Below are 23416 nucleotides of genomic sequence, written 5' to 3'. Positions count from 1 at the left end.
CAGGTTGCTGCCTGGCCACGTGGTCATGGTCGTCAGGCGGTCCACTCTACAGGGGCCGGATGCCTCATGGGTGGGCAGGATCTGCCCACGGAACGCGTGCCTACAGGCTGATGCCCTTGTGCCAGATACGCTCGCGGGTCACGGTGTGGTACGGCGGGCGATCCAGTTCGTAGGCCATGCTCATGGCGTCGAGCATGCTCCAGAGCACGTCGAGTTTGAACTGCAGGATCTCCAGCATACGCTCCTGCGCCTCGCGGGTGCGGTAGTGCTCCAGGGTGATCCGCAGACCGTGCTCGACATCGCGGCGGGCTTCCTTCAGGCGCTTGCGGAAGTAGTCGTAGCCTGAGGCATCGATCCAAGGATAGTGCTGCGGCCAGCTATCGAGGCGCGACTGGTGAATCGTCGGGGCGAAGAGCTCGGTCAGCGAGCTGCTGGCGGCCTCCTGCCAGCTGGCGCGACGGGCGAAGTTGACGTAGGCATCCACGGCGAACCTCACACCGGGCAGCACCAGTTCCTGCGATAGCACCTGCTCGCGATCCAGGCCGACGGATTCGGCGAGTCGCAACCAGGCTTCGATACCACCCTCTTCCCCCGGCGCGCCGTCGTGATCGATGATGCGCTGGATCCACTCCCGACGGGTATCACGGTCCGGGCAGTTGGCCATGATCGCCGCATCCTTCACCGGAATGCAGACTTGATAGTAGAAACGGTTGGCGACCCAGCCCTGAATCTGCTCGCGTGTCGCCTGCCCGGCGTACATGGCCCGGTGGAACGGGTGATGGATATGGTAGTACTCGCCCTTGGCGCGCAGCGCCTGTTCGAATTCCGCGGGGCTCATGGCTGGCAGGATCATGGCAGTGTCTTTCCTTTTCTTATCGTTCCGATGTTCGTATCGCAGCACCAGGCGGCTGAAGGCCGCGATTCGGGTGCTATAGCTCGATGTTCATGCCATCGAAGGACACTTCGATTCCATGCTCGCCGAGGATTTCGCGTTCGACGGAATCTTCATCGAGGATCGGATTGGTGTTGTTGATGTGGATGAGGATCTTGCGAACCGCAGGCATGCCGTCGAGCACCTCGATCATGCCCCCTGGGCCGCTCTGCTGCAGGTGTCCCATCTCGCTGCCGAGCTTGGTGCCGACCTCGCGCACGAGCATTTCGTCATCACGCCACAGAGTGCCGTCGACCAGCAGGCAATCCGCCTGGCGCATGGTTTCCAGCAGTTCGTCGCTGACCTTGCCCAGCCCCGGCGCATAGAACAGCGTGCCACCGGTTTTGCGGTCTTTGATCAGCAGGCCGATGTTGTCACCGGGATGCGGGTCATTGCGGTGCGGCGAATATGGCGGCGCGGAGCTGCGCAACGGAATCGGCGTGATGTGCAGGTTCGGGCAACAGGGAATGGTGAAGCTGCCGGTCAGGGCGATGGGGTTCCATTTCAAGCCGCCGTTCCAGTGTTCGAGCATGTTGAACAGCGGGAACCCGGTGGTCAGATCCTGATGGACCATCTCGGTGCACCAGACCTCATGCGGGCAACCTTCACGCAGGGTCAGCAGGCCGGTGGTGTGATCGATCTGGCTGTCCAGCAGAACGATGGCACCGATGGCGGTATCGCGTGGCGCACGGGCCGGCTGCAGCGTCGGGAACGATTCCAGCTGGGCGCGGATGTCCGGCGAGGCATTACACAGAATCCAGTCGACACCGTTATCACTGATGGCGATCGACGACTGGGTACGCGCCTTCGCATTGAGCGTGCCGGCGCGCAGGCCGGCGCAGTTGGCGCAATTGCAGTTCCACTGCGGAAAACCGCCGCCCGCAGCGGAACCAAGAATACGGATGAACATGGACAGCCCCCAAAAGCGAAGCCCCGGCCGGAGCCGGGGCTGATCGATCAACGATTTGCGAAGTACATGGTGACTTCGAAACCAATACGCATGTCGGTGAAGGCGGGTTTAGTCCACATAGGTCGGTCCTCTTTTTATGGTGCCGGAAGATTCCGACAGCCCAATTAAGCCCCCTGTTCTGCCTCGAGCAGAATGGTACTTTGGAAGGAGACAGCGCCGTGCCTTGGTAGTGCCCGACAGACGGCTGTCATTGCTGCGTTTCGTTTACCAGCTAACGCCCGGTCCTGGTGCGCTGTCAACTTGAACCCAGCGCCGACCGACCATTGGCATTACGCCAGGCCAGTTCATTGGTGATGGTCGCCATGGGTACGAACATCGTGCCGTCGAATTCGTTGAGCGGCAGTCCCTGCGCGATTCGCTGCGGCCAGTCGTTGTTCGCCAGCGCGGCCTTGCCGACCGCGACCAGGTCCATGTCTCCCTGAGTCAGCAACTCTTCTGCTTGCTCGCCCGTGACGATGCCGCCGTTGCCGATAACCGGAATCGACACGCTGCCCTTTGCGATCGCAGCGAAGCTCGGCCCGTCGCCAAACGCCGGCGCAGCGGCGTCCGGCTCGGTAACGTGCAGATAATCTAGGCCAGCATCAGCCAGTGCGCGGAAACGCTGCCGGGCTTCGTCCACCCCACCCTCCCATTTCAGCTGGCTGTCGCTCACCATGCTCTGCGACAGGCGCATGCCAACCACGAAGTCATTGCCGACCGCTGCCCGCACCGCAGCGATGACGGCCAGCGGCAAGCGCAGTCGACCGAGGTAATCGCCTCCCCAGTGATCATCGCGCCGGTTGAACTCGGCGCTGATGAACTCGTGCAGCAGATAGCCGTTCGCGCCGTGCAGTTCGACACCGTCGAAGCCGGCCTCACGGGCATGGCGCGCGGCCTGGGCAAACCCGGCGATGGCTTCCTGAATCTCGTCTTCGCTGATCTGCGCGGGCGTCGCATAGGGTCCTTCGCCACCGTAGAAGGTCAGCTGCGACCCGCCGGGCTGCACCGCCGATGGCGCAACGTGCCGGGCATGATGGATGTTGCCCTGGGTCTGCGCGCCGCCATGCATGAGCTGGGCAACGAAAGCGGCGCCAGCAGCGTGCACGGCGTCGACTACCAGCCGCCAGCTGTCCCGGTGCGCTTCCGTAGCAAGCCCCGGCTGGTTGAAGTAACCCTGGCTGTAGGCCGTATCGGTATAGATGCCTTCGCTGATGACCATGCCGAAGCCACCCTTGGCGAACGAGGCGTAGTAGTCGCGCATCAATTCATTGGCAGCACCCTCGGCTTCGGCGCTGACGCGGGTCATCGGCGCAACGGCCGCGCGATTGCGCAGCTTCAGGTGTTTTAGCGAACAGGGTTCGAGCAGTTGCGACATGGGGTTCTCCTCATCTTCGGCACAGGGCATGTTGATGGGAGGCGTATCGGCGGCGGGGAGTTCGATGCACGCGATGGCTGGTTCGCCACCGGGCAAAAAAAACGCGGCCGGAGCCGCGTTGCGATAGGAACCTTGCGCTCGGTTCGAGGGGGATTACAGCAGAAGCGGCGCAGGTCCCTGCACATGACGTGCGTAGCAAAATAAACCGGCGCGCTGGAGCTCACACGCCGGGGCCCTCATCAGAAGAATCCGAGTGGATTGATGTCGTAGCTGATCAGCAGGTTCTTGGTCTGCTGATAGTGGTCGAGCATCATCTTGTGGGTTTCGCGACCGACGCCGGACTTCTTGTAGCCACCGAAGGCGGCGTGCGCCGGGTACAGGTGGTAGCAGTTGGTCCACACGCGACCGGCCTTGATGCCACGGCCCATGCGGTAGGCGCGGTTGATGTCGCGCGTCCAGACGCCGGCACCCAGGCCGAACTCGGTGTCGTTGGCGATCGCCAGAGCTTCGGCTTCGTCCTTGAAGGTCGCCACACCGACCACGGGTCCGAAGATTTCTTCCTGGAACACACGCATCTTGTTGTGACCCTTGATCAGGGTCGGCTGCACGTAGTAACCGGAGGCCAGGCCGCCTTCGAGCTTCTCGGCTGCGCCGCCGGTGAGGATCTGCGCGCCTTCCTGCTGAGCGACTTCCATGTAGGAGAGGATCTTGTCGAACTGCTGCTCGGACGCCTGGGCGCCAACCATGGTGTCGGTATCCAGCGGGTTGCCACGCTTGATCGCCTTGATCTTCTTCATCACCACTTCCATGAAGGGCTCGAAGATCGACTCCTGAATCAGTGCACGCGACGGGCAGGTGCAGACTTCGCCCTGGTTGAAGAACGCCAATACCAGACCTTCAGCGGCTTTCTCGATGAACGCAGGCTCTGCATTCATGATGTCTTCGAAGAAGATGTTCGGGCTCTTGCCACCCAGCTCCACGGTGCTCGGAATGATGTTCTCGGCGGCGCAGCGCATGATGTGCGAGCCGACCGGGGTCGAGCCGGTGAAGGCGATTTTGGCGATGCGGGTGCTGGTGGCCAGCGCCTGACCAGCTTCGCGACCGAAGCCCTGGACGATGTTCAGTACGCCCGGCGGCAGGAGGTCACCGACGACTTCGATGAATACCATGATCGACAGCGGGGTCTGCTCGGCCGGCTTGAGCACGATGCAGTTACCGGCAGCCAGGGCCGGAGCCAGTTTCCAGGCGGCCATCAGCAGCGGGAAGTTCCACGGGATGATCTGGCCGACAACACCCAGCGGCTCATGGAAGTGATAGGCCGCGGTGTGCTCGTTGATCTCGGCGGCGCTGCCTTCCTGGGCGCGGATGCAGCCAGCAAAGTAGCGGAAGTGGTCGGCAGCCAGCGGCACGTCGGCGTTCAGGGTTTCACGGACGGCCTTGCCGTTGTCCCAGGTTTCAGCGACAGCGAGCTTTTCCAGGTTGGCTTCGATGCGATCGGCGATCTTCAGCAGAATCAGCGCGCGGTCCTGCACCGAGGTCTTGCCCCAGGCATCGGCAGCAGCGTGAGCGGCATCCAGCGCCTTCTCGATATCTTCGGCGCCCGAACGCGGGAACTCGGCAATGACTTCACCATTTACCGGCGAGGTGTTGACGAAGTACTCGCCTTTGACCGGCGGGACGAATTCACCACCAATGTAGTTGCCGTAGCGCGGCTTGAAGGATACGACGGCGCCTGCGGTACCGGGCTGGGCGTAGATCATGATGGGCCTCTCTTCTTCTGCTTGTCGGAGCCTGTGCCGGAAGGTGCACAGGACATGGACCGATCTTAGGCAGTGGGGTCTTCGCTCCGGTATGCACCCATGGCAGCGGAGGGCTCCTCATTTGGTAGTAGATGGCAAGGCGCAGAGGCAGCGTTGATGGCGGTTTGCGATTGGTTCGGGCAGGCCGAAGCGGGAGAAAAAAGCCGAGCAGAATAGGCCTTGAATAGCACCTTAAAAATGACGCCGAACAAGGACACCGACCCACAGCGCAAATTCTCCCGCAACGCAAGAAAAGCGCGACCAAAAGCCGGCAAAACCAACCCCAAAGTCTTATTAGTCGCCGTGGCAAAGCGCCTTAGCTTCGGGGTGCGACATTGCTTTTCCTGACACCAACCAATGAGGAGATACGCCATGCAGTGGATCAATCCGGACTTCTGCGACCTGCGTCTGGGCTTCGAAGTCACTGCGTACGTCTACGTACGCTGAGCCCCTGACCGGCGTGATCGCACATGGCTTCACGCCGGTCGAGCGAGGATGGACATGATGACAACGACAAAAATTTTGCCCGCCAGCTGTTACGAGATCCGCCCGCCCTTCCTCTTTCGTTGGGAAGACTCACAGCATGCCCACGTGCTGCTGTATCCCGAAGGCATCGTCAAGCTGAACGCCACCGGCGGCGAGATTCTGCAGCGCTGCGACGGCAAGACCAGCGTCGCCGAGCTGATCGACCAGCTGGCCCTCAGCTACAACGCATCCGACGCCGACACGATTCGCAACGGCGTCCTGAACTTCCTGGAGGTGTCCCATGGCAAGGGCTGGATCCGAGTTAAGGCTTGACGGCAGCGGCAACCCGGTCTGGCTGCTACTGGAGCTGACCTACCAATGCCCGTTGCAATGCGTGTTCTGCAGTAATCCACGCAACTTTGCCGATTACCGTCAGGATGAGTTGAGCACCGCCGAGTGGATCGACGTGATGGCCCAGGCCCGCGCCATGGGTGCGATGCAGATCGGCTTCTCCGGCGGCGAGCCCACGCTGCGCAAGGACCTCGAAACGCTGGTCGCCGAGGCTGACCGCATGGGTTACTACACCAACCTGATCACTTCCGGCATTGGACTGACCGAGGCGCGCCTGCGCGCCCTGAAGGATGCCGGACTGCGCCACATCCAGCTCGGTTTCCAGTCCACCGACCGTGACGTGGCGCGTCAGCTGGCCGGCGTCGATGCCCTGGAGCGCAAGCTCGGCATGGCACGCCTGATCAAGTCAATGGACTTCCCCATGGTGCTCAACGTACCGATCACCCGGCAGAACATCGCTCAGGTGCCGGACATCATCGAGTTCGCCGTCGAACTGGGAGTCGAGTACCTCGAGCTGGCGAACGTGCAGTACTACAACTGGGCACTGCTCAACCGCGATGCGCTGATGCCGACCCATGCCGAGTTGCAGAGAGCCGAAGACGAGGTGCACAAGGCGCGTGAGCGTTATGGCAATCGCCTGACCATCTTCTTTGTCATCCCCGACTATTACGAAGGTCGCCCCAAGGCCTGCATGAATGGCTGGGGCGCCATTCACGTCACTATCGCGCCGAACGGCAACGTGCTGCCCTGCTCCCAGGCCAGCAACTTCAAGAACCTCACCTTCCCCAACGTGCGTCAGCAACGACTGGAGCAGATCTGGCACGACTCGCCGGTGTTCAACCTCTACCGCGGCGACGCCTGGATGCCCGAACCCTGCCGCAGCTGTGATGACAAGGAGAAGGATTTCGGCGGCTGCCGCTGTCAGGCGCTGCTGTTGACTGGCAACGGCGCCAACACCGACCCGGCCTGCAGTAAATCCCCACATCATCAGCTGATTCGCCAGGCCGTTGAACTGGCGCAGGATGCCACGCGCCCGCAAGGCACGCTGATCGCCCGACAGGCCAGCCAGGGGGTGGAACTTGAAACTGCCCCATGATTCGTTCGGCGGCACCGTCAGCGCCGGACTCGCGCTGACGCTCGGCTGCTACCTGTTACTGCGTTACTGGCTGGTGACGTGAGCATGCAGTTGCCGATCCTCGATCTGCTGGCCCGCTATGCGCACCTACTGTTCGCACTGGTCTGGGTCGGGCACAACTATGCCAACTTCATCCAGAACCCGCGTTTCGTGCCACTGCAGAACGGCATCGACACCGCTACGCTGAACAGCGATCTGGAAGCGCGGATGAAACGTGAGCATGGCATCTTCCGCTACGCCTCCGTGGTGGTCTGGGCGTCCGGCATGCTCATGCTCTGGCAGCGCGGCTGGCTGGTCGACGCGCTGCTGCTGCAGGGCCCACTGGCGGTGATCGGTCTTGGTGCCTGGATTGGCACGCTGATGCTGCTCAACCTCTGGCTGGTGCTCTGGCCGCATCAGAAGAAGCTACTCGGCTTCGTCCCAGCGGCATTGGAGGAGCGTGTGCGCTGCTCGCGGATCACCTTCCTTTCGTCGCGCAGCAACACGATCCTGTCCTTTCCCCTGCTGTTCCTCATGGCGAGTGGTAGTCATGGCCTGCATCTATTCTGAGCGGTCCGGGCACTACAATTTCGCTGCCGGCCCGGCGATGCTGCCTACCGAAGTGCTAGCGCAGATCCGCGAGGAAATGCAGGACTGGCGTGGCAGCGGACTCTCCATACTGGAGCAGCCCTTCACCAGCAGCGCCTTCAAACAGCTGATGGCTGAAACCGAAGCCGACCTGCGCGCACTACTGGAGATTCCGAGCAACTATCGCGTGCTTTTCATGCAAGGCGGCGCATCGGCTCAGCTCGGCCTGTTGCCGCTCAATCTGCTGCGCCCGGGACAAGGCGCGGACTACCTGGAAAGCGGCCACTGGGCTCGCAAGGCAATTGCCGAGGGCCGCCGTCACGCACCAGTGAACGTCATCGCCAGTGGGGCGGATCAGGACTTCACCGCCCTGCCCTCACCAGCGCACTGGCGGCTCGATCCACTCGCTGGCTACTGCCATATCACCAGCAACGAAACCGCCAATGGACTGCAACTGCAGGAGTTCCCCGCGCAGCCGGTGCCCCTGGTTGTGGACATGACGTCGGATTTCCTCACTCGCCCCGTTCCAGTCGAGCGCTTCGGAGTGATCTACGCCAGCACGCAGAAGAACCTGGGTGCAGCCGGGCTGTGCGTCGTCATCGTGCGCGACGATCTTCTGCAAGCACCGCCAGCTGGCCTCCCAGCCGCATTCAGCTATGCGGTCCAAGCCGAGCAACAGAGCCGTTTCAATACACCACCGACCTTCACCCTGTATGTCGCTGCATTGATGCTGCGCTGGATCAAGCAACGAGGCGGCGCAGAGACGATGGCAACGGCTGCTCGACAAAAAAGCGCGCTGCTGTACCGCTACATCGACAACAGCGATCTCTACCACTGCCCGCAGAAAATCCAGGATCGCTCGTCGATCAATGTCTGCTTTCAACTGGCCGACGCAGGGCTGACCGAGATCTTTCTTGACCAGGCCGAGCAACGCGGCCTGACCCATCTGCGCGGGCATGCCGCCTTTGGCGGCGTGCGGGCCAGCCTATACAACGCGATGCCAGTATCGGGTGTGCAACAGCTGGTGGGGTTCATGGCGGACTTCGAGCAACGCCATGGATAAGCCGATGGTTTGGCAAGCGCTGCGCGATCGTATCGCTCTCAATCTCACCAGCGTCGCGTGCCGCCTGAGCGCGGAGCCGCGCCACCCGGTCACGGTAATGGGGCTGGAATTCCCGACGCCGTTGGGTATTGCGGCGGGCTTCGACCGCCACGGTGCACTGGGACGGCGTGTCGCGCCGCTGGGATTCGGCTTCAACGAGATCGGCAGCCTGACAGCGGCTCCGCTCGCCCGGCTGCAGCCAATCCCGCCAGGCGATGCACGCCTAGGCGTGAATCTGACCATGGACGCCAGATGCTCCACCGCCGAGACCTGCGCGTTGCTACGCGGTGCCTGGCGGCATGCCGACTATCTCGTGTTGAACCTGATCGGCCCGTCCAGCGCCCCGCTGCTTCATCAGGGCGCACGGTTGCACAACCTGCTGACCGCGCTTCGTGAAGAACAGCATCAGCTTAATCTGAAAGGTAAGCGTTGGGTTCCGCTGATAGCCAAGCTGCGCTGCCTTCCTGAGCAGACTCCCTTCTCGCTTGCCGGGCTGCTACTTGAGCTTGGATTCGACGGACTGCTCGCTGCCCATGACCCTGGGCCACCGGCGACGCGCGAACGTTATCTGGCCTGGCAAGACCCACAACGACAGGCGCAAGCCTGCGAACAGATCGAGCACCTGCGTCAATTCTGCGGAAATAACATGGCTTTGCTTTCGGTTGGCGGCATCCAGACCGCAAGCCATCTGCAGGCACGCATGCGTGCAGGCGCCGAACTGGTGCAGGTTCACGCGGCATTGCTCCGCCAAGGGCCTTGGCTGGGGCGCAAACTGCTCCGCTGACACTCAACAGCTTCAAACGAAAACGCCCCGAACCAGTCGGGGCGTCCTCTCTGTTTGACAGACGAAACCGAGTGGTTTCGTCTGTCAGTTGGCAGTCAGAATCTTTCGATTTCCGCCTCAGCCTGCAGCTTCTGCCGAAACGCTGCGAAGTCCTGCTGGCCGACGCGAGATGCAAGGAAGCGTCGATAATTCAGCTTCTCTTCATCGGTCAGCGCCGCTTCCGGCTCATTGACGCCGTTCAGGCGTACAACCGCGTAATCGCCGTTGCTCAGCGCCACGCCGGAATAGCTCGGCTTATCCTGCTGTTCCGGACGCGGCATGCGGAATACCGCCTGCAACAGGGCTGGTGCAACGCCTTCCTGGCTGCGCGTGGCAGCCTCTACGGCCTGCCATTGGGCGTCATTAGGCTGCTGCCCTTTACGCAGGTCCGCCAACAACTGTTCGCCCTTGGCGCGTGCCGCTTCGGCAGCCAGGCTGCGCTGAAGCTGCTGAACGATATCCTCACGCACATCCGCAAGCGGGATAGCCGCAGGCTTCAGGTGTTCCTTCACGCGCAGTGCAATGGAGGTATCGGGATCGAGCTCGATGACGCTGCTGTTGGCGCCATCCACCAGTACTTCGTCGCTGAAAGCAGCCTGGATCACCTGACGATTGGCCGTGATGCCTTCGCCACCGTCACGCCCGAAGGCTTCCGTGGTCTGCACCATCAAGCCGAGCTCCTGAGCGGGCTGGGCCAGGTCGGATGCTTCGAATGCCGAATCTTCCAGCTGCTTGCTGGTCTCGACGAAGCGCTGCTCGACCTGCTGCGCCTTGAGCTCGCGTACCAGCTGGGGCTTCAAGCTCTCGAAGGCAGGAACCTCCGGCGACTGAACACCCAGCAGCTTGATGATGTGCCAGCCGAATTCGGATTTGACCGGTGCCGAGACCTCGCCCTCATTCAAGGCATAGAGTGCATCTTCGAATGCCGGGTCATATACACCCGGTCCGGCGAATCCAAGGTCACCACCCTCGCTCGCAGAACCTGGATCCTGAGAGGCTTCCTTGGCGACTGCAGCGAAGTCGTCACCGTTCTTCACCCGGGTAGCAATTTCATCGATCTTGGCTTTGGCTTCGTCGTCGCTCAGCTCACCGCCGGTCTCGATGAGGATATGCGCAGCGCGACGCTGCTCGGCCAGATTGGCGATCTGCTTCTGATAAAGCTCCTGCAGCTCCTCGTCAGACACTTCGACCTGATCGAAGAATGACTCTTTCTTCAACTCGACATACTCGACGATGACCTGCTCAGGTGTACGGAAACGGTCAGCGTTTGCCTCGTAGTATTCCTTGATCTGTTCGTCACCGACCTCAATTGCCTCCTGCTGAGCAGGCAGTGTGAGAGTGGCGAAGTCGCGGGTCTGCATTTCGAGACGCGCGAAGTTATCAACCTGCTGATCGGTAACGAATCCGGTTCCGGAGATGCCGGCCCGCAGCTGTCCGATGAGCATTTCCTGCTCGAGCAGCTGGCGGAACTGGAGACGGGAATAGCCCATCTGCTGGATGACCTGATCGAAACGTGCAGCGCTGAAAGCGCCGTCAACCTGAAATTCGGGGGTTTGCAGAATCAGCTGGTCGAGTGCTTCGCTGGAGAAGGCGAAATTGGCGCTCTTGGCACTCTGCAACAGCAACATGCGATCAATCAGCGAACCGAGCGCGGAATCACGAAGCAGACGATCATCCAGCAACGAAGCATCGAAATCCTGGCCAAGCTGTTGCGCCAGCTGGCGCCGCTGCATGTTCACTGCCTGGTCAAGGTCGTAACGGGAAATCTCCTCGCCGTTGACCTCCGCGGCATTCTGGTTGTTGCTCGCGGCATTGAAGATAGCTTCGAAGCCAGTCAACGCCAGCAGCATTACGATGATGCCGATGATGGTTTTGGCTATCCAGCCTTGCGAATTGTCCCTGATGTTCTGAAGCATGCGACCCCCAGGAGTCTGCGGCGCGATCGGATGCGCAACGCGGGTGGAAACCGGATAAAAGAAAGGCGCATCCAGGGATGCGCCTTCTCGGAGCTTTTGGAGCGGTTGGGCTTATTCCCCCAAGCCAGATTGCAGCAGGCCAGGCCTGCTCGACAACCGCCCCGTGCCAGTGCAGCGCGAGCTGACTGGCCGGGTAGAAAGATGCTTAGTTGACAGCGTCTTTCAGAGCCTTGCCAGCTTTGAAGCCCGGGATCTTGGCAGCAGCGATGTTGATCGGCTTGCCAGTCTGCGGGTTGCGACCAGTGCGCGCAGCGCGCTCCTTGACAGCGAAAGTACCGAAACCAACCAGTACCACGGAGTCACCAGCCTTCAGGGCACCGGTGACGGATTCGATCACTGCATCCAGCGCGCGGCCAGCAACAGCTTTTGGGATATCAGCAGATGCAGCGATGGCATCGATCAGTTCCGACTTGTTCACTCTAAGTCCCCTTATTTCTGTTGAGTCGTATCTTTAATTTTCGGGTGTAAGCAAAGCGGTGCTAGATGGCTATGACACAAGAGGCCGATTAAACAAGGGCGCCTGAAGTGTGTCAACGTGGCCTTCCAGACTAATGCGTGCTGATTCGCTCCTTGGAATCAGGCTCGCGCTTGTCGTCCTTTGCAACAATCTCGGGAGCCGCATCGGGCAAGGGCTCCGGCGCGTATTGCAGCGCAATTTGCAGGACCTCGTCAATCCACTTCACCGGTTTAATCTGCAGGTCTTGCTTAATATTTTCAGGAATCTCTTTCAGATCACGCTGATTTTCTTCCGGAATGATCACCGTCTTGATCCCACCCCGATGAGCAGCCAGAAGTTTTTCCTTCAATCCGCCAATTGCAAGCACCTGCCCGCGCAATGTTATTTCGCCGGTCATTGCGACATCTGCGCGCACCGGAATTTGAGTCAGCGCGGAAACCAGTGCAGTGCACATGCCGATACCGGCGCTCGGGCCGTCTTTCGGAGTCGCACCTTCGGGCACGTGGATGTGAATGTCCTGCTTCTCGTGGAAATCAGCCGCCATGCCCAGGCTCGCGGCACGGCTACGAACCACTGTAAGAGCCGCGGTGATCGATTCGCCCATGACCTCGCCCAGCGAGCCGGTCTTGGTCAGGCGGCCCTTTCCGGGCACCACAGCAGCTTCAATGGTAAGCAGTTCGCCGCCAACCTGGGTCCAGGCAAGGCCAGTGACCTGCCCTACCTGATCCTGTTGTTCGGCAAGCCCGTAACGGAACTTGCGAACGCCCAGGAAATGCTCAAGGGATTCGGCGTCCACGACCACGTGGAAACGCTTCTCCGCGGCATGCTCCTTCACGACCTTGCGGCATACCTTGGCCAGCTGGCGCTCCAAGCTGCGCACACCCGCCTCGCGGGTGTAGTAGCGGATGATGTCGCGAATCGCCGCCTCCTGAAACTCCAACTCGGTTTTCTTCAGGCCGTTGGCCTCGATCTGCTTGGGCGCCAGGTAACGAATGGCGATGTTGACCTTCTCGTCCTCGGTGTAGCCCGGCAGCCGGATGACCTCCATACGGTCGAGCAGCGGCGCAGGAATATTCATTGAGTTGGCCGTGCAGAGGAACATCACGTCCGAAAGATCGTAGTCCACCTCGAGGTAGTGATCGTTGAAATTGTGGTTCTGTTCGGGGTCGAGCACTTCCAGCAGAGCCGACGCCGGATCACCTCGCATGTCGCTGCCCATCTTGTCGATCTCGTCGAGCAGGAACAGGGGATTGCGAACCCCTACTTTGGTCATCTTCTGAATCAAACGACCGGGCATGGAGCCGATGTAAGTACGGCGGTGACCTCGAATCTCGGCCTCGTCCCGTACGCCGCCCAGTGCCATGCGTACAAACTTGCGATTGGTCGAGCGTGCAATGGACTCGGCCAGCGAGGTCTTACCCACGCCCGGCGGGCCTACCAAGCACAGCACCGGCCCCTTGAGCTTCTTCACGCGCTTCTGGACGGCAAGATACTCAAGGATACGATCCTTGACCTCTTCTAGGCCGTAATGATCGGCATCCAGTACCTCTTCAGCCTTCGCCAGATCCAGGCGCACCTTGCTGGCAGCCTTCCACGGCACATTTACCAGCCAATCGATATAGGTACGAACCACTGTCGCCTCGGCCGACATCGGAGACATCTGCTTGAGCTTGTTGAGTTCGGCGTTGGCCTTGGTGTAGGCGTCTTTGCTGAGGCCGGCGTTCTCGATGCGCTTCTTCAGCTCGTCGACTTCGTTGTGGCCCTCGTCGATATCGCCGAGCTCCTTCTGAATGGCCTTCATCTGCTCATTCAAGTAGTACTCGCGCTGGCTGCGCTCCATCTGCTTCTTCACGCGACCGCGAATGCGCTTTTCGACCTGCAGCAGATCGATCTCGGCATCAAGCAGCGCAAGTACGTGTTCGACGCGCGCCGGGAGGTCGGTGATTTCGAGAATCTGCTGCTTCTGCTCGATCTTCAGCGCCATATGCGCAGCCATGGTATCGACCAGACGCGCGGGCTCATCGATGCTGCTCAGCGAGGAAAGAACCTCGGCGGGAACCTTCTTGCCCAGCTGCACGTACTGTTCGAACTGGCTGAGCAGGCTGCGCGTGAATACTTCGGATTCGCGCGCGTCGACCTCAGCTTCTTCGATCAAGGAAACTTCGGCGCGGCAGTGGTCGTCCACCTCGACGAAGCGCTCGATCACACCACGTTGCTCGCCCTCGACCAGTACCTTGACGGTTCCGTCTGGCAGCTTGAGAAGCTGCAGCACGGTCGCCACAGTGCCAACACGGTACAGCGCATCTTCACCTGGATCGTCATCAGCGGGGTTCTTCTGCGCCAGCAAGAGGATCTGCTTATCGCCGGCCATGGCGGACTCGAGTGCTTCGATGGATTTTTCACGGCCAACGAAAAGCGGGATCACCATGTGCGGGTAAACCACCACATCGCGCAGCGGCAAAAGGGGCAATTCGATGGTTGTCTTCATAATTCAGCTCTACGGCGGCCATTCGGCGGTAAACGGATGGGCGATGCCCTTGCAACAAAGATGAGGGCACACACCGTAAAAAACAAGGCGGCGGACCAAATGCAAAGGGGCCCGCAGGCCCCTTTGTTCGATTACGCCTCAGGCGCCGCCTTGGCTGGCGGCTCGGTGTTCTCGTAAATCAGCAACGGCTGAGATGTGCCTTCGATCACGCTTTCATCGATGACAACCTTGCTGACCTCCTTCTGCGAAGGAATCTCGTACATCGTGTCGAGCAACACACCTTCAAGAATCGAACGCAGACCACGTGCGCCGGTCTTGCGCTCAAGAGCGCGCGAAGCGACTGCCTTGAGTGCATCCGGGCGGAACTCCAGATCCACGCCTTCGAGTTCGAACAGCTTGGCGTACTGTTTGGTCAACGCATTCTTCGGCTCGGTCAGAATCTGGATCAGCGCCGCCTCATCGAGTTCATCGAGCGTCGCGATCACCGGCAGACGGCCAACGAACTCAGGAATCAGGCCGAACTTAACCAGATCATCAGGCTCCACGGCACGCAACGCCTCGCCGATCTTCTTGCCCGGGTCCTTACTACGAACCTCGGCATTGAAGCCGATACCACCCTGAGTTGAACGACCCTGGATGACCTTCTCCAAACCGGCAAACGCACCACCGCAGATGAACAGGATGTTGCGCGTATCCACCTGCAGGAATTCCTGCTGCGGATGCTTGCGACCACCCTGTGGCGGGACGGACGCAACGGTGCCCTCGATCAGCTTCAGCAGTGCCTGCTGCACGCCTTCACCGGATACGTCCCGAGTAATCGACGGGTTATCGGATTTGCGGGATATCTTGTCGATTTCGTCGATGTAGACGATGCCCATCTGGGCCTTCTCAACGTCGTAATCGCACTTCTGCAAAAGCTTCTGGATAATGTTCTCGACATCCTCGCCCACATAGCCAGCCTCAGTGAGGGTAGTGGCGTCGGCGATGGTGAAGGGCACATTGAGCAGGCGTGCCAGCGTTTCGGCCAGCAACGTCTTGCCCGAGCCGGTTGGGCCGATCAGCAGAATGTTGCTCTTGCCCAACTCGACTTCTTCTTTCTTGTCGCGTTGGTTCAAGCGCTTGTAGTGGTTGTAAACGGCCACCGCCAGGATCTTCTTGGCGCGCTCCTGACCAATGACGTACTGGTCGAGAATGCCGCTGATCTCCTTCGGCGCAGGCAGTTTGTGCGCGTTGCTCTCGGTCTGCGCTTCCTGCACCTCCTCGCGGATGATGTCGTTGCACAGGTCGACGCACTCGTCGCAGATGAAAACGGAGGGCCCGGCGATCAACTTGCGTACTTCATGCTGGCTTTTGCCGCAAAAAGAGCAATAGAGCAGTTTGCCGGAGTCCTCGCCGTTGCGGGTGTCAGTCATTCGATCGATCCAATCGGGAAGGCTTGAAACACAAGATGAAGGCAATCGTGGGCTTTTTCAAGCCCACGGAGCAGCCACATATCGCAGGCTGCAGGGATCAGACCGCCAGTTGGCGCTGGGTCAGAACCTGGTCGATCAAGCCGTACTTGACGGCGTCTTCACCGCTCATGAAGTTATCGCGGTCGGTATCGCGGGCAATCACTTCCATCGGCTGACCGGTATGGTGAGCCAGTACTTTGTTCAGGCGCTCGCGGATGGTCAGGATCTCACGTGCGTGGATCTCGATATCCGAAGCCTGGCCCTGGAAGCCGCCCAGCGGCTGGTGGATCATCATCCGCGAATGCGGCAGGCAGTAACGCTTGCCCGCAGTGCCACCGGTCAACAACAGAGCCCCCATGGAACAGGCCTGACCGATGCAGATGGTCGACACATCCGGCTTGATGAACTGCATGGTGTCGTAAATCGACATGCCTGCAGTCACCGAGCCGCCCGGGGAGTTGATGTACAGGTGAATGTCTTTCTCGGGGTTTTCGGCCTCGAGGAACAGCATCTGCGCGACGATCAGGTTGGCCATGTAGTCTTCGACCTGGCCGACCATGAAGATCACCCGCTCCTTGAGGAGTCGGGAATAAATGTCATAGGCGCGCTCGCCGCGAGCGGACTGCTCGATCACCATCGGGACCAGGCCACCGGCGGCCTGAATGTCCGGAGCTTGCATAAAAGGATTGCGGGACATGTTCCAACGATACTCCCTATGTCATGCCTCAAAAGACATAAGCCAGCACGAGGCTGGCTTATGTTTGTGCACTCGAATATATGAAGAAATCAGGCTGCTTGCGGGGCTTCCGCAGGCTTGACAGCTTCTTCGTAGGAGACCGACTTATCGGTCACTTTAGCCTGCTGCAGGACAGTATCTACAACTTGCTCTTCGAGCACAACCGAGCGAACTTCGTTCAACTGCTCGGCGTTCTTGTAGTACCAGGCGACGACCTGCTCCGGCTCCTGGTAGGCCGAGGCCATTTCCTCGATCAGCTCGCGAACGCGGGCCTCATCAGGCTTGAGCTCCTTCTGCTTGACCACTTCGGCCACGATCAGACCCAGAACAACGCGGCGCTTGGCCTGCTCCTGGAAAAGGTCGGCCGGCAGCTGCTCGGGCTTGATGTTGCCGCCAAACTGCTGAACGGCCTGCACGCGCAGACGGTTCACTTCATTGTCGATCAGCGCCTTGGGCACCTCGATCGGGTTGCCAGCGACCAGCCCTTCCATGACCTGATTCTTCACCTTGGTCTTGATGGCCTGACGCAGCTCGCGCTCCATGTTCTTTTTCACTTCAGCACGGAAGCCTTCGACGCCACCTTCCTGCACGCCGAACTGGGCGAAGAACTCGTCATTCAGCTCGGGCAGTTGCGGAGCGGCGACGGCATTCACGGTGACGGTGAACTCGGCAGTCTTGCCGGCCAGGTCGAGGTTCTGATAGTCCTCGGGGAAGGTCGGGTTGATCACGCGCTCTTCGCCGGCCTTGGCGCCAACGAGCGCGTCTTCGAAACCAGGAATCATGCGACCGGAGCCCAGCACCAGCTGAGTGCCCTTGGCCGAACCGCCAGCGAAGGTCTCACCGTCGATCTTGCCGACGAAATCGATGGTCAGCTGGTCGCCGCTCTCGGCAGCGCGCTCGACGCTCTCGAAACGGGTGTTCTGCTTGCGCAGGATTTCCAGCATGTTGTCGACGTCGGCATCGGCGACTTCGGCCTGCAGACGCTCGATCTCGATGGCCTCGAAACCGGCCACTTCGAACTCGGGGAACACTTCGAAGGTGGCGACGTATTCCAGATCCTTGCCCTTTTCGAACACTTTAGGCTCGACGGACGGCGCGCCGGCCGGGTTCAGCTTCTCGGCAACGACGGCTTCATAGAATGTCGACTGGATCAGATCGCCCAGCGCTTCCTGACGGGCGGCTTCTTCGTAACGCTGACGGATCACGCTCATCGGCACTTTGCCGGGACGGAAACCAGGGATCTTGGCACGGCTGGCGGTCTGTTGCAGACGCTTGTTGACTTCGGTCTCGATGCGCTCGACCGGCACGCCGATGGTCATGCGGCGCTCAAGAGCGGAGGTGCTTTCAACAGAAACTTGCATGGATTTTCCTCGTTGCACAGACATAAGCCGGGCGTTCCGGCCCCAGAATGGGCAAGCATTCTAGTGGCTCGATTGACATAAGTCACCCTGCCCGTCGCGCCGAGCAAAAGCCGAGCCGCGCCCGGCGAATCACTACTTACGTCAGCCCAGCCGAAAATCGAGGACATATGCTGGCCAACTATCCCTGCACCAGACGCTTCATCCAGTCGAGTAGAACGGTAGGCAGGAGCTCAGGGCGTGGTAACAGTGCATAACGGGTTGCGCCAAATATGCGCGGCAGGTAGGCGCTGGCCTGCCGGTCGATGGTCAGGCAGAACGGCGATATACCTTGCAGCACGGCTTCCAGAACCGCCTGGCGGGTGTCCTCGACTCCGTATCGCCCTTCGTAGTCATCGTTGTCGCTAGGCTTTCCATCGGACAACACCAGCAGCAGCCGACGGGCCGCCGGTTGGTGCATGAGATTGGCACTCGCGTGACGGATAGCCGCACCGCAGCGGGTGTAATGCTCCGGCTCCAGGGAGGCGATGCGTAGCGCCACCTCCTGGCCATAAGCCTCCTCGAAGGTCTTGATATCGCGGACCACCACCGCTTCCCTGCCCTGCCCTGAAAATGCCTGGATCGCGTAGGGCGCACCCAGGCTCTGCAGCGCGATGCTGACCAGCAACAAGGCTTCGCGCTCGACGTCTATCACGCGTCGCCCCTGGGATATCCAGCTGTCCGTCGATCCGCTGACATCGATGAGCAGCAGGATGGCAAGGTTCCGCTCCGCGCAACGCTGCGTGCGGTACAGACGATCGGTCAGCCCGCTGCCAGCCCGCAGATTCGCAACCGCATCCACATAGGCATCCAGGTCCAGCTCATCGCCATCGACCTGACCGCGCAACCAGGCCCGATGGGTGCGCAGCAATTCGAAGCGGCGGCGAATCCCCTCGAGCAATCCCTGATGGGACTCGAGCGTTTCCGCTACCCAGACTGGATTACCCGGCGGGGCCGTGCGTACCTGCACGAGGGCGTTCTGCTCGCGGTAATGCTGCCTGCGGTAGTCCCATTCGGGATAGGCGATGCCTCGCTGCAGAACCGAAACGCCGGGCGCAAGCGCGATAGCAGAGGCATCCGGAGGATCATCAGCCAGCAACACCTCTTTGGGTCGCCCTGGTGACGCCACCAAACGCGCCTGAGGAAGATCGCCGAGCATTTCACCGAACAGCTCCGCATCCGCATCGTCCCGATCGATGGGCCGCTGCAAGCCCATCGGGTCCTCAGCGTGGGGATGTGGCTCGTCCAGCTGGATCATCAGCGGTCCGCTTTCCTCCGATTCATCCTCATCGGGGCTCGCCTGGCGAATGTCGGGGCGTCGTTCGAGGCGCACGCTCTGCGGCGCTGCCTGAGTGGGGTCGAACGGACTCTGAGCACCGGCGGAGTGTTGATGGTGCGTCGAAGGTGCCAACAGCATGCCGGTCCACCAGTCTGCGAAGAGCGGCTCCTGACCGATGCGTCCTCCAGAGGCAGGTTCCAGCCCCCATTCAGCCAACAATCGCACGGCCAGCTCGCACGACGCTTCAGGCGTAGGTGACTGCGGAACACCATCAGCTTCGCCAACCAGCAATGCACGCACGCGAGCCTCCAGGGGGCGTCGTGCCGAACCGAATGCACTCAGCGGTGGACGACGCGTGAATGCGCAGGCCCGCAATGCCCGCACCGATTCAGCAAACCCTGGCATTTCCTCCAGCAGTTCACGCTCGGCCGCTTGGACTTCAAGTAGGTGGTACAGCGCCCCGGCAAGTGGCGGGAGGCTGCGCCAGAGGCTCAGTGCACTACCGCGGCGGATGCGCATTGCCTGCTGCAAGGCCATCACTTTGTAGAGATTCGCCGCCAGTGCTCGATCAGGGATATCCAACGAGCGAGGAAGCCAGATGCTTGTGCCATCGGTTGCCGGTACTGCCGCCAATCGCTGCGGCCTGGGCGTGCGGCCGAACCAGTTGCCCAGCAAGGTCGGTCGCGCCGGCGGCTGGGCGATGCGCAGCCGATAGCTGTTGCCGAACACCGCCGACAGCAGCAGTTCCAGACGCTCCGCCACCTCGCTCAGCGATAGACTTGCCGGTGCGTCCGGCGCAGGACTGTAGCGACGCCAGAGGCGCTGGGCGAAGACCGTGGCATGCCGCGCAGCGTCGGTAAGAACCTCCTCGGCTTCGGCCATGGTCTAGATGAAGGTTCCGTCGACCAGATCGCGCATCGCTCCGACCAGGGCTTCGTCGTCCGAAAGTGGCGAGACGATTGCCGCCAGGCACGCTTCCCGAACGGGTATGCCATCGACGCAGAGTGCACCCGCGGCGATCAAGAGACGAGTACTCGGCACCTCGGCCAGGCCGCGGTCCCGCAGCGCTCGCAGCCTGCGGGCCAGCGTGACCAGGGCACGCGAAGTCGGTGCGTCGACACCACTCTCGCGCTCGACGATCTTCGCCTCCGCATCTTCGCCCGGGAAATCCAGATCCATGGCCACGAAGCGCTGGCGTGTGCTCGGTTTGAGATCCTTGAGCATGCGCTGGTAGCCCGGGTTGTAGGAGATCACCAACTGGAAGCCCGGCGCAGCCATCAGCAACTCACCGGTCTTGTCGATTGGCAGCAGGCGCCGGTGATCGGTCAATGCATGCAAGACGACCACGGTGTCCTGGCGCGCCTCGACGACTTCATCCAGATAGCAGATGGCCCCCTCACGCACGGCGCGGGTGAGAGGGCCATCCTGCCAGACGGTACCGTCATGGCGAATAAGGAAACGCCCGATCAGGTCGCTGGCCGACAGATCATCGTGGCAAGCCACCGTGATCAGCGGCCGGTCCAGTTTCCAGGCCATATGTTCGACGAAGCGGGTCTTGCCACAGCCGGTCGGCCCTTTGAGCATGACTGCCAAGCCACGCGCATGGCAGCGCTCGAACATCGCGACTTCATTGCCGCACGGTACGTAGAACGGCTCCCCCTCACTTGCTTTCGCCAGTGGCGGGTATTCGGGCAACGTCACGTCGGGTGTACCTCCCTCTCCGCAAGCACCGGCTCCGTATCATCCAGGACGAAGCGTGGCGTGTAGCGGAAGAAGTCGTAGATGAACAGGGCAACGCCCACGGTGAACAGCGACGCGGTGGCAATGAGCATCACGAAATGGATCTGAATCTTCAGCTGTGCATCCAGATAGCCCATGCCCATGATTCGCTCCAGATAGACCTGCGCAATACCTGCGGTGGCAAACGACAGCGTCATGCCGAACATGCCGGTGATTTGCAGCCAGAATGCCCAGTAGCCCAGCGCCGTGCCCTGCTCCCGTCGTCCGGCAGTCAGCGATGGCAAGGCATAGCTGATCATCGCCATGACGATCATTGCGTAGGCACCGTAGAACGCAGCATGGCCGTGCATCGCGGTGATTAACGTGCCATGGGTCCACTTGTTGACGCTCGGCCAGGTATGAGCCAAGCCCAGTAGCCCGGCACCGAACAGGGAGAACAGCGCACTGCCGATCGTCCAGTGCAACGCCAGCGTATTCGGGTGCGCCAGCCCCGAGCGGCGCATGGCGCCGTAGGCATAGGCGGCCATGCCAACGAGCGCGAGCGGCTCAAGCGCGCTGAAAAACCCGCCAATGGGCAGCCAGTAAGTGGGTACGCCGACCCAGTAATAGTGGTGCGCCGTGCCGAGGATGCCGGCGAGAAACACCAAGCCGACGATCACATACAGCCATTTCTCCATGACTTCCCGATCCGCACCGGACAAGCGGATCAGCAGGTAGGCCAGGAAGCCGCCCATGATCATCATCCAGACGCCTTCGACCCATAGATGAATCGTCCACCAGCGATAGAAAATGGAAACCGTGTAGTTCTCGTAATGCAGCAACGCAGGCAAGTACAGGAGTGCGGCACTGACAAAGCCGATCATCAACACTGCTTCGGTCGTGGTGAAACGCCCCGCTTTGCGGATCGTCATGCCGATGTTGTAGAGGAAGATCAGCATGCAGATGACGATGACGATCTTGTGCGGCAACGGCTGCTCGAGCAGCTTGTTGCCGGTGCCGTAGCGGAACAGGTAGCCGATGATCGCCGTGACGCCCATCAGCGTCCAAAGCACCAGCTGTACATAGGCCAGCTTGGTGCTATGCAGCTCGGCGCGCGACTCTTCCGGAATCATCCAGTAGGTCGCCCCCATGAAGCCAGTCAGTACCCAGACGATCAGCAGGTTGGTGTGAATCACCTTGGTCACGTCGAAAGGCAGGATATACAACAGCGGGTCCGGCCCGATGTACTTGGTTGCCGAGAGCAGGCCGAACACCAGCTGCAGGCCGAACAACACCATCGCGACCGCGAAGTACCAGTAGGCGACCGATTGGGACTGATAGCGCATCGTAGTTTCCCCTTGAAGCGAACGTGGGTCGGCTTGGCCGTCGTGTCACTTGAGCGTTTCGAGATAGGCCGTCAGCTGATCGATCTGCTCATCCGTCAGGCTGCCGTCGTAACCGGTCGGCATGAACGAGGTGCCGTCTGCCGAATACATCGCGCCGGGAACGATGTGCGCGCTGGGTGACACGATCGACTCGCGGATATAGCCGCGCGCATCCTGCGCCTGCCCTTGGTAGTCGGGCGCCGCGACGATAGCCGCCGCCCGAGTTGCAATACCGGCGAGCGTGGGGCCAGCCATATCAGCGCCGGGGGCGGTGGAGTGGCAGGCATTGCAGGCAGGCACTGCGCCTCGGAAAACCTGCTCACCCAGCGCACGCTCGTCATCCCCGGCATCCACCGGCCGGGCACCAGGCGGCAAATCACTGCGCTGCTCGCCGCCAGCCTTCAGTGTGTCTGCACCCGGCACGAAACTGCCGGTCACCAGGATCGGTCGCGGCGGCCAGCCCTGGTTGTCCACCTTGCTGACCCAGTCGAGAAAGGCGATCAGGTCACTGATTTCGTCTTCGGCCAGGTCCTGTTTCGGCATCAGACGCCGATGGATCTTCTCGTCGTAGAACTTCGAGGGATCGCGCATATAAGCCTTCAGATACGGCTCGCCGCGATGCTGGGTGATCTTCGTCAGATCGGGCGCGTAGTACGCGCCCTCGCCGAACAGCGTGTGGCAGTTGATGCAGTTGTATTTGTGCCAGACATCCATCCCGTGCTTGACCTCCGCCGTGATGCTGTCGGCATTGGTCAGCTTGGGAAACTGCCGGTGGCTATCCACCGTCAGCCCGATGAACACGAGCGTCGCCACACCGGTTGCAGCAATCGCGAAGAGCCTCGCTTGACGGTTGTTCATGGCGTGCCCTCAGACATTGATGCCTGTCCAGTGAATGAGCGTCATCGTGAATGCATAGAGCATCGCGCCGAACATCAGCGCCAGCACGACCACACTCAGGATCTTCAACGGGCCGTAGAGCTTTCGAGCCTGCATGCTTTCTCCTTCGCAGCGTTAGCTGCCGTATAAGCAAA

At 60.8% G+C, this 23416-nt stretch carries 22 protein-coding genes; 6 read left to right on the top strand and 16 right to left on the bottom strand.

Features of this window, described 5'->3' with window-relative positions:
• Positions 1–100 precede the first annotated feature (100 nt).
• The 5 genes from pqqC to exaC form a co-directional block, all read right to left on the bottom strand.
• On the bottom strand, positions 101–853 hold the full coding sequence (gene pqqC / locus CW305_RS08440) for a pyrroloquinoline-quinone synthase PqqC (RefSeq protein ID WP_014820272.1): 753 nt from the start codon (positions 851–853) through the stop codon (positions 101–103).
• Positions 854–929: 76 nt separating this feature from the next.
• On the bottom strand, positions 930–1841 hold the full coding sequence (pqqB, locus tag CW305_RS08435; protein ID WP_044314741.1) for a pyrroloquinoline quinone biosynthesis protein PqqB: 912 nt from the start codon (positions 1839–1841) through the stop codon (positions 930–932).
• A 47-nt stretch (positions 1842–1888) separates the two neighbouring features.
• Entirely contained in the window at positions 1889–1960 is a 72-nt protein-coding gene (gene pqqA / locus CW305_RS08430) for a pyrroloquinoline quinone precursor peptide PqqA (protein ID WP_003284930.1), read from the bottom strand.
• A 176-nt stretch (positions 1961–2136) separates the two neighbouring features.
• Positions 2137–3255 carry an oxidoreductase gene (locus CW305_RS08425; RefSeq protein ID WP_104097627.1) on the bottom strand — a complete coding sequence of 373 codons (1119 nt, stop codon included), beginning with the start codon at positions 3253–3255 and terminating at the stop codon, positions 2137–2139.
• Positions 3256–3494: 239 nt separating this feature from the next.
• Positions 3495–5015, bottom strand: a complete 1521-nt coding sequence (exaC, locus tag CW305_RS08420) for an acetaldehyde dehydrogenase ExaC (RefSeq protein ID WP_104097626.1) — start codon at positions 5013–5015, stop codon at positions 3495–3497.
• Between the two features lie 396 nt (positions 5016–5411).
• On the opposite strand from exaC, the gene pqqA (CW305_RS08415) reads away from it, so the two are divergent.
• The 6 genes from pqqA (CW305_RS08415) to CW305_RS08390 all read left to right on the top strand — a co-directional run bounded on the left by pqqA (CW305_RS08415) (position 5412) and on the right by CW305_RS08390 (position 9458).
• Positions 5412–5501, top strand: coding sequence for a pyrroloquinoline quinone precursor peptide PqqA (gene pqqA, locus CW305_RS08415; protein ID WP_194291615.1), 90 nt, complete (start codon positions 5412–5414; stop codon positions 5499–5501).
• Positions 5502–5558: 57 nt separating this feature from the next.
• The gene (gene pqqD / locus CW305_RS08410; protein WP_031298283.1) at positions 5559–5852 is read left to right on the top strand and encodes a pyrroloquinoline quinone biosynthesis peptide chaperone PqqD; all 294 of its coding nucleotides are present in this window, start codon (positions 5559–5561) and stop codon (positions 5850–5852) included.
• Positions 5821–6966, top strand: coding sequence for a pyrroloquinoline quinone biosynthesis protein PqqE (gene pqqE, locus CW305_RS08405; protein ID WP_104097625.1), 1146 nt, complete (start codon positions 5821–5823; stop codon positions 6964–6966). Before pqqD ends, pqqE begins: the two co-directional genes overlap by 32 nt.
• A gap of 84 nt (positions 6967–7050) precedes the next feature.
• Positions 7051–7554, top strand: coding sequence for a urate hydroxylase PuuD (locus CW305_RS08400; protein ID WP_104097624.1), 504 nt, complete (start codon positions 7051–7053; stop codon positions 7552–7554).
• Complete coding sequence (gene serC / locus CW305_RS08395; RefSeq protein WP_104097623.1) at positions 7535–8635, top strand: 3-phosphoserine/phosphohydroxythreonine transaminase; 1101 nt, start codon at positions 7535–7537, stop codon at positions 8633–8635. The genes CW305_RS08400 and serC overlap by 20 nt, the downstream gene beginning before the upstream one ends.
• Before the next feature lie 4 nt (positions 8636–8639).
• Entirely contained in the window at positions 8640–9458 is an 819-nt protein-coding gene (locus CW305_RS08390) for a beta/alpha barrel domain-containing protein (protein ID WP_104097622.1), read from the top strand.
• 95 nt (positions 9459–9553) lie between these two features.
• Here the strand turns inward: CW305_RS08390 and CW305_RS08385 are convergent, their stop codons facing one another.
• The 11 genes from CW305_RS08385 to CW305_RS23885 form a co-directional block, all read right to left on the bottom strand.
• On the bottom strand, positions 9554–11413 hold the full coding sequence (locus CW305_RS08385) for a SurA N-terminal domain-containing protein (protein WP_104097621.1): 1860 nt from the start codon (positions 11411–11413) through the stop codon (positions 9554–9556).
• A 205-nt stretch (positions 11414–11618) separates the two neighbouring features.
• Positions 11619–11891 carry a nucleoid-associated protein HU-beta gene (gene hupB, locus CW305_RS08380; protein WP_003282502.1) on the bottom strand — a complete coding sequence of 91 codons (273 nt, stop codon included), beginning with the start codon at positions 11889–11891 and terminating at the stop codon, positions 11619–11621.
• 130 nt (positions 11892–12021) lie between these two features.
• Complete coding sequence (gene lon / locus CW305_RS08375) at positions 12022–14418, bottom strand: endopeptidase La (RefSeq protein ID WP_014820282.1); 2397 nt, start codon at positions 14416–14418, stop codon at positions 12022–12024.
• A gap of 131 nt (positions 14419–14549) precedes the next feature.
• The gene (clpX, locus tag CW305_RS08370; protein ID WP_014820283.1) at positions 14550–15830 is read right to left on the bottom strand and encodes an ATP-dependent Clp protease ATP-binding subunit ClpX; all 1281 of its coding nucleotides are present in this window, start codon (positions 15828–15830) and stop codon (positions 14550–14552) included.
• A 97-nt stretch (positions 15831–15927) separates the two neighbouring features.
• A complete protein-coding gene (gene clpP, locus CW305_RS08365) occupies positions 15928–16566 on the bottom strand; it encodes an ATP-dependent Clp endopeptidase proteolytic subunit ClpP (RefSeq protein ID WP_014820284.1) in 639 nt (212 codons plus the stop codon).
• A gap of 89 nt (positions 16567–16655) precedes the next feature.
• Entirely contained in the window at positions 16656–17966 is a 1311-nt protein-coding gene (gene tig, locus CW305_RS08360) for a trigger factor (RefSeq protein ID WP_104097620.1), read from the bottom strand.
• A gap of 178 nt (positions 17967–18144) precedes the next feature.
• Positions 18145–20163 (bottom strand): nitric oxide reductase activation protein NorD, encoded by a 2019-nt coding sequence (locus CW305_RS08355; RefSeq protein ID WP_104097619.1) that lies wholly within the window; start codon positions 20161–20163, stop codon positions 18145–18147.
• A gap of 3 nt (positions 20164–20166) precedes the next feature.
• Positions 20167–20982: a CbbQ/NirQ/NorQ/GpvN family protein gene (locus CW305_RS08350; RefSeq protein ID WP_048512704.1), complete on the bottom strand. Its 816-nt coding sequence runs from the start codon at positions 20980–20982 to the stop codon at positions 20167–20169.
• Positions 20979–22346 (bottom strand): cbb3-type cytochrome c oxidase subunit I, encoded by a 1368-nt coding sequence (locus tag CW305_RS08345; RefSeq protein WP_023446634.1) that lies wholly within the window; start codon positions 22344–22346, stop codon positions 20979–20981. Before CW305_RS08345 ends, CW305_RS08350 begins: the two co-directional genes overlap by 4 nt.
• A gap of 45 nt (positions 22347–22391) precedes the next feature.
• The gene (locus CW305_RS08340; protein WP_104097618.1) at positions 22392–23243 is read right to left on the bottom strand and encodes a c-type cytochrome; all 852 of its coding nucleotides are present in this window, start codon (positions 23241–23243) and stop codon (positions 22392–22394) included.
• 9 nt (positions 23244–23252) lie between these two features.
• Positions 23253–23378, bottom strand: coding sequence for a hypothetical protein (locus CW305_RS23885; RefSeq protein WP_015277086.1), 126 nt, complete (start codon positions 23376–23378; stop codon positions 23253–23255).
• Positions 23379–23416 lie beyond the last annotated feature (38 nt).

The sequence above is a fragment of the Stutzerimonas kunmingensis genome, assembly GCF_002929225.1.
Taxonomy (GTDB): Bacteria; Pseudomonadota; Gammaproteobacteria; order Pseudomonadales; family Pseudomonadaceae; genus Stutzerimonas.
The sequence above is the reverse complement of the archived record's forward strand: the minus strand, read 5'-3'. Positions and strand labels throughout refer to the sequence as shown.

What these genes read in the sequence shown, in the direction of transcription:
- tig (WP_104097620.1), bottom strand. Translation starts at nt 17,966, where the DNA reads ATGCAAGTTTCTGTTGAAAGCACCTCCGCTCTTGAGCGCCGCATGACC.
- pqqA (WP_194291615.1), top strand. Translation starts at nt 5,412, where the DNA reads ATGAGGAGATACGCCATGCAGTGGATCAATCCGGACTTCTGCGACCTG.
- clpP (WP_014820284.1), bottom strand. Translation starts at nt 16,566, where the DNA reads ATGTCCCGCAATCCTTTTATGCAAGCTCCGGACATTCAGGCCGCCGGT.
- CW305_RS08385 (WP_104097621.1), bottom strand. Translation starts at nt 11,413, where the DNA reads ATGCTTCAGAACATCAGGGACAATTCGCAAGGCTGGATAGCCAAAACC.
- pqqD (WP_031298283.1), top strand. Translation starts at nt 5,559, where the DNA reads ATGACAACGACAAAAATTTTGCCCGCCAGCTGTTACGAGATCCGCCCG.
- CW305_RS23885 (WP_015277086.1), bottom strand. Translation starts at nt 23,378, where the DNA reads ATGCAGGCTCGAAAGCTCTACGGCCCGTTGAAGATCCTGAGTGTGGTC.
- pqqE (WP_104097625.1), top strand. Translation starts at nt 5,821, where the DNA reads ATGGCAAGGGCTGGATCCGAGTTAAGGCTTGACGGCAGCGGCAACCCG.
- serC (WP_104097623.1), top strand. Translation starts at nt 7,535, where the DNA reads ATGGCCTGCATCTATTCTGAGCGGTCCGGGCACTACAATTTCGCTGCC.
- CW305_RS08400 (WP_104097624.1), top strand. Translation starts at nt 7,051, where the DNA reads ATGCAGTTGCCGATCCTCGATCTGCTGGCCCGCTATGCGCACCTACTG.
- CW305_RS08355 (WP_104097619.1), bottom strand. Translation starts at nt 20,163, where the DNA reads ATGGCCGAAGCCGAGGAGGTTCTTACCGACGCTGCGCGGCATGCCACG.
- lon (WP_014820282.1), bottom strand. Translation starts at nt 14,418, where the DNA reads ATGAAGACAACCATCGAATTGCCCCTTTTGCCGCTGCGCGATGTGGTG.
- exaC (WP_104097626.1), bottom strand. Translation starts at nt 5,015, where the DNA reads ATGATCTACGCCCAGCCCGGTACCGCAGGCGCCGTCGTATCCTTCAAG.
- clpX (WP_014820283.1), bottom strand. Translation starts at nt 15,830, where the DNA reads ATGACTGACACCCGCAACGGCGAGGACTCCGGCAAACTGCTCTATTGC.
- pqqC (WP_014820272.1), bottom strand. Translation starts at nt 853, where the DNA reads ATGATCCTGCCAGCCATGAGCCCCGCGGAATTCGAACAGGCGCTGCGC.
- CW305_RS08340 (WP_104097618.1), bottom strand. Translation starts at nt 23,243, where the DNA reads ATGAACAACCGTCAAGCGAGGCTCTTCGCGATTGCTGCAACCGGTGTG.
- CW305_RS08390 (WP_104097622.1), top strand. Translation starts at nt 8,640, where the DNA reads ATGGTTTGGCAAGCGCTGCGCGATCGTATCGCTCTCAATCTCACCAGC.
- pqqB (WP_044314741.1), bottom strand. Translation starts at nt 1,841, where the DNA reads ATGTTCATCCGTATTCTTGGTTCCGCTGCGGGCGGCGGTTTTCCGCAG.
- CW305_RS08345 (WP_023446634.1), bottom strand. Translation starts at nt 22,346, where the DNA reads ATGCGCTATCAGTCCCAATCGGTCGCCTACTGGTACTTCGCGGTCGCG.
- CW305_RS08425 (WP_104097627.1), bottom strand. Translation starts at nt 3,255, where the DNA reads ATGTCGCAACTGCTCGAACCCTGTTCGCTAAAACACCTGAAGCTGCGC.